This window comes from Acetivibrio sp. (genome assembly GCF_035371925.1).
In the GTDB taxonomy this organism is placed as follows: Bacteria; Bacillota; Clostridia; order Acetivibrionales; family Acetivibrionaceae; genus Hungateiclostridium.
Window position 1 is genome coordinate 1 of the sequence record NZ_DAORXT010000140.1, and the last position, 4,762, is coordinate 4,762.

Here is a 4,762-nt window from a genome sequence, read left to right on the forward strand (position 1 = left end):
AAATTGTATATCAGTTGAGAGCGTGACATAATTTCGGTAAGAATGGGAAATTTCGCAAAATAGAGCCATATTGTTAGTTGGGATTTGGGGTGAATATAATTGAAATTTAAAAGAGCTGTTGTTGCTTTAATCGTATTGATTTGTTTTTGTATAACTTTGTTTGCTGCGTTTAAAGCAGGTATGAAATATTGTATCAATAAAAGACTTAATCAAGATAGAGAATGTTACATAGGTAGTTTTTATTCTGAATTATGCCTAACAATAGAGCTATTATCGTCAGTGGAGGACTGGGAACTCAGTATTCAGAGTACTACTATAAGAAAGAACCCATTCAGACAGTTGTTAACTAAATTGAATTCCATGAAGAAATTGAATGAATATGCATATTGGAACATGAGAAATGACAAAAATGCATATGTGTTTACAGACCTTAAAGAGTCATTTGGGTTGATACAAACCACTATAGGAGACGGTTGGACCTGTGATGATTTTTTAAAAGATGGTGTCCTCTCTCAAAATGAAATCAGATTTTTAATTTCTCTAAAGCAGGATTTGGAGAGAATTAAGAATAGCTTATACAACGAGGAGACCGGGCAAGCAAATTCAAACATTACAATGGAGGAATTGCGCGATATTGTTAAGCCTTTTACGGACAAATATGATCGCGGCTTTATATTAATACAGAACAACTAATTCGATTTTAATTTTTTCGTTAATCAAAAATTTGTTACTTTTATACTGCGACTTGTCCTTACCTCTCTGAGTATTGGTGCTGTTAAGCTGTCATATGTTTATATTCTTAGACTAATGTCATAAAGGTGTAATCAGGATATTGCCTGCAAATTTCCTCATACAGTTTTTTATCAAGTAATGCAGGAAACAGAGGAGATTTATAAGTTATGTATCCTTTCCCGTCTTGATCATAAAAAGTACAAGCTGCCAATTCCTCGATAAAATTTATCATATCTTTTTCGCTTTTTTCTTTGGGAGCTTTCTGCAACACTTCGTCTGAAACATTTAATATTCTGTATCCATCTGCTCTGTCGCCTTCTAGAATATAGTATTTTCCGTTATACTTGATACATTTAACGCCACTATATTATCCCCACTTACCAAAAACATAGGTGCTAAGAAATCCCGTATCCAACCTGTGTAAGCCCATACCGTTCTTCCTTTCAATTACATTTAACTCTATTATACAATGGTTTAATTATTCAATATATAAAAACCATTATATATAAATGATTAGAAAAGTTCAATTTTTACTTTGTGTAATTAGGATTTTACATTAACGATACATTTCAAATTTAAATTCTGTCCATTGATGGATGAATCCTACTCTTTCAGTAAAAAGCAAAGATTCGTAAGAAGAGAGAAAAGAGCTGTTATGCGTAGAGTGGCAAGTATGGTAAAATTGTGGTTAATATTGGATATTTTTCGGACGCAACCTTTTGCTTTTTTATTATTGTACCGGCAATGAATACAATAATAGGAAATAGAGTAATAAATATATAGGAATTTAATAAAATAAATGTCTTGAAGTATTATAAATTATTAAGTATAATATATAAAGTCCCCTTAATGATTATTCTTAAGAGGAATAATGATAAGTTAATATTTGGTCGTGCTAGATGGGGAGGTAGCGGTGCCCTGTACCTGCAATCCGCTATAGCAGGGTTGAATTCCTATAATAGGCATGCTTCTGTAAGGTCTGCCCTTTGTAAGTGGCAATGAAAATTGGGTCCTACGCAACGGAAGTCTATGAACCCCGTCAGGTTCGGAAGAAAGCAGCGGTAAGTAGTCCCTTTCGTGTGCCGTGGGATTGCCTGATTTGAGCTAACTGCATTGGTTACGCTTGTATATGCATGTCGAAAATAGGTGCACGACCATTTAAAATAAAACATAAGCATATCAAATTGACTTAAAAAGCTATTTAAACTATTAAATAGCTTATTTTATATTAATCAGCTTTTTGATATAAAGGGAGCAGGAGGATTTTTGTGTCATATCTGGCTTTATATAGAAAATGGAGACCTATGGTCTTTGAAGATGTGGTTGAACAGGAACACGTTGTAAAGACGCTAAGGAACAGTATCAGTTCCGGACGTATAGCTCATGCATATCTCTTTTGTGGGACAAGGGGTACCGGAAAAACCACCATGGCAAAAATTTTTTCGAGGGCTGTAAACTGTTTGGAGACAAAAAACGGTGACCCTTGCAACCAATGTGAGGTTTGTCAGGGAATACTTAGCGGAAGCCTTTTGGATGTCATAGAAATAGATGCCGCATCAAACAATAGTGTGGATGATATAAGGGATATCAGGGATGAAGTCATATATACTCCTTCAAAAGCCAGATACAAGGTTTATATTATTGACGAAGTTCATATGCTTTCAACAGGGGCATTCAATGCACTTTTAAAGACTTTAGAGGAGCCGCCGGCCCATGTGATATTTATTCTTGCAACTACTGAGCCGCACAAGCTCCCTGCAACCATACTGTCCCGCTGCCAAAGGTTTGATTTCAGGAGAATTCCGGTTGATAGTATTGTAAAAAGAATTGAGTATATTGCCAAAGAAAGTGGAGTGGAAATACAAAGGGAAGCATCGAAACTTATTGCAAAGCTTTCTGATGGTGCCTTAAGAGACGCCATAAGCATATTGGACCAATGCATATCCCTTGGGAACAAGGAGCTGACCTATGAAGATGTTTTATCTGTAGTAGGCCTTGTGGCAGATACCTTTATTGGCGATGTCGTAGATGCCGTAAAGAATAAAGAGGTAGACAGGGTGCTTAAGGCTGTTGATGAACTGGTGATGGAAGGCAAGAATATCAGCCAGTTTGTTTCTGAGATGGTGATGTATTACAGAAATATGATGATTTGCAGCTCGGTATCGAATCCCGAAGATATAATTGATGCTCCATTGGATTCAATTCAAAAGATGAAGGAGCAGTGCAACGGGCTGGAGCTGTTTGAGATTGTGGCCGTGATAAAAGAGCTGTCTTCACTGGAAGCGACGCTGAAATTGACTTCGCATCCAAGGGCTCTTTTGGAAGCTACTCTTATCAAGCTTTGTGAAAATAAAGTGGACTTGGGTGATGCCGGAGTATTGGCGAGAATCCAGTTATTGGAGAAGAGTATTAATGACATTATGGAAAAGGGTGTTGCCGTACCCAGGAATGATTCCGGCAGCTCTGAGACTGCGAATTCCGATAAAGGAAATTCGGCATCCGGAGATGACAAACCCATTGAGAAAAAGAATATTGCCAAAAACATGAAGGGAATTGAAGCGTGGCAGGAAGTATTGAATGAGCTTAAGAGCAGAGGCAGAATGGCTGTATATGCCTACCTTTTGGATACCAAACTTATAGAGTTGGGCTCAAATCAAGTTGGAATAGTGTTTAACAATGGCTGCAGAATGCTCGTTGAAAAATCCGAAAACATTGAAGTTGTAGAAAAGTGCCTTTGTGATTGCCTTGGAAAAAATGTTCGGGTTAAATGTTTGGATGAAGAAGACATTGTTGATGCAGGCAAAAAAGAGGAAAAGGATGAGCTCATTGAGAAGGCTCAGGATTTTGCCGAAAAGTTGGATGTCAAACTGAATATAATTGACGAGTGAATTTCAAAAATTTTACTGGTGTTTTTAGCATATATTGATATATAATGATGGTTAGGTATTTTTAAATTCGGATATATGTAATCTGAATATATAATATAAAATTGGAGGTAGACGATAATGGCAAAAGGCGGTTTCCCGGGATTCGGCGGAAATATAAACAATCTGGTAAAGCAGGCGCAAAAGATGCAAAGGGATATGGAGAGAGTTCAGGAAGAACTCAAGGACAAAACTGTTGAAGCATCTGCCGGTGGAGGAGCAGTTACTGTAATTGCCACAGGAAAGAAAGATATTAAGGAAATTACTATAAAACCGGAGGTTGTTGACCCTGATGATGTTGAAATGCTCCAAGACCTTATACTTGCAGCAGTCAACGAAGCTTTAAGAAAAGCCGATGAAATGGTTACAACCGAGATTAGCAAGGTTACGGGCGGATTGGGTGGAATTCCCGGTTTGTTTTAGTTGATGTTTACAATGATAAAGGGTGAAAATACATGAGCTTTTATGCTGCACCGATAGCAAGGCTTATAGAGGAGTTTGAAAAGCTCCCCGGCATAGGCCACAAGACTGCCCAGAGATTGGCCTTTCATGTGCTGGATATGCCTCAGGAAAAAGTTGATAGGCTGGCAAACGCCATAACCGAAGCAAAGCAAAAAACAAAATTCTGTTCGGTATGCGGTAATTTAACCGATTCGGAGGTTTGCCCGCTTTGCAGTTCGGAAAAAAGGGACAGCTCTATAATTTGTGTCGTTGAAGACGCAAGGGATGTTGTTGCAATGGAGAAAATACGGGAGTTTAAAGGGCTTTACCATGTACTTCACGGAGCAATATCGCCTATGCAGGGGATTGGCCCGGAGGATATTAAAATCAAGGAGCTTTTGGACAGGATAAAGGAAGGAAATATCAAAGAAGTTATTATTGCGACAAATCCCAATATTGAGGGTGAAGCTACTGCCATGTATATTTCAAAGCTCGTTAAGCCTTTGGGTATTAGGACCACGAGAATAGCTCACGGAATACCTGTGGGCGGAGACCTTGAATATGCGGATGAGGTTACATTGGCAAAGGCTTTGGAGGGAAGACGCGAGATTTAGTTCCCTTTAAGATGCTGTCTACATCAAATAAACTCCTATCATTTTGCAAAT

At 38.1% G+C, this 4,762-nt stretch carries 4 protein-coding genes and 1 other RNA gene; all 5 read left to right on the plus strand.

Features of this window, described 5'->3' with window-relative positions; translation table 11 throughout:
• Positions 1-99 precede the first annotated feature (99 nt).
• The 5 genes from PLH43_RS13015 to recR all read left to right on the plus strand — a co-directional run bounded on the left by PLH43_RS13015 (position 100) and on the right by recR (position 4,711).
• Positions 100-693, plus strand: a complete 594-nt coding sequence (locus tag PLH43_RS13015) for a hypothetical protein (RefSeq protein WP_324363818.1) — start codon at positions 100-102, stop codon at positions 691-693.
• Between the two features lie 929 nt (positions 694-1,622).
• Positions 1,623-1,886, plus strand: an RNA gene (gene ffs, locus PLH43_RS13020) — signal recognition particle sRNA large type.
• A gap of 114 nt (positions 1,887-2,000) precedes the next feature.
• Positions 2,001-3,620, plus strand: coding sequence for a DNA polymerase III subunit gamma/tau (gene dnaX, locus PLH43_RS13025; protein ID WP_324363820.1), 1,620 nt, complete (start codon positions 2,001-2,003; stop codon positions 3,618-3,620).
• Between the two features lie 117 nt (positions 3,621-3,737).
• The gene (locus PLH43_RS13030; protein ID WP_324363822.1) at positions 3,738-4,079 is read left to right on the plus strand and encodes a YbaB/EbfC family nucleoid-associated protein; all 342 of its coding nucleotides are present in this window, start codon (positions 3,738-3,740) and stop codon (positions 4,077-4,079) included.
• Between the two features lie 32 nt (positions 4,080-4,111).
• Positions 4,112-4,711, plus strand: coding sequence for a recombination mediator RecR (gene recR, locus PLH43_RS13035; RefSeq protein ID WP_324363824.1), 600 nt, complete (start codon positions 4,112-4,114; stop codon positions 4,709-4,711).
• Positions 4,712-4,762: the final 51 nt, after the last annotated feature.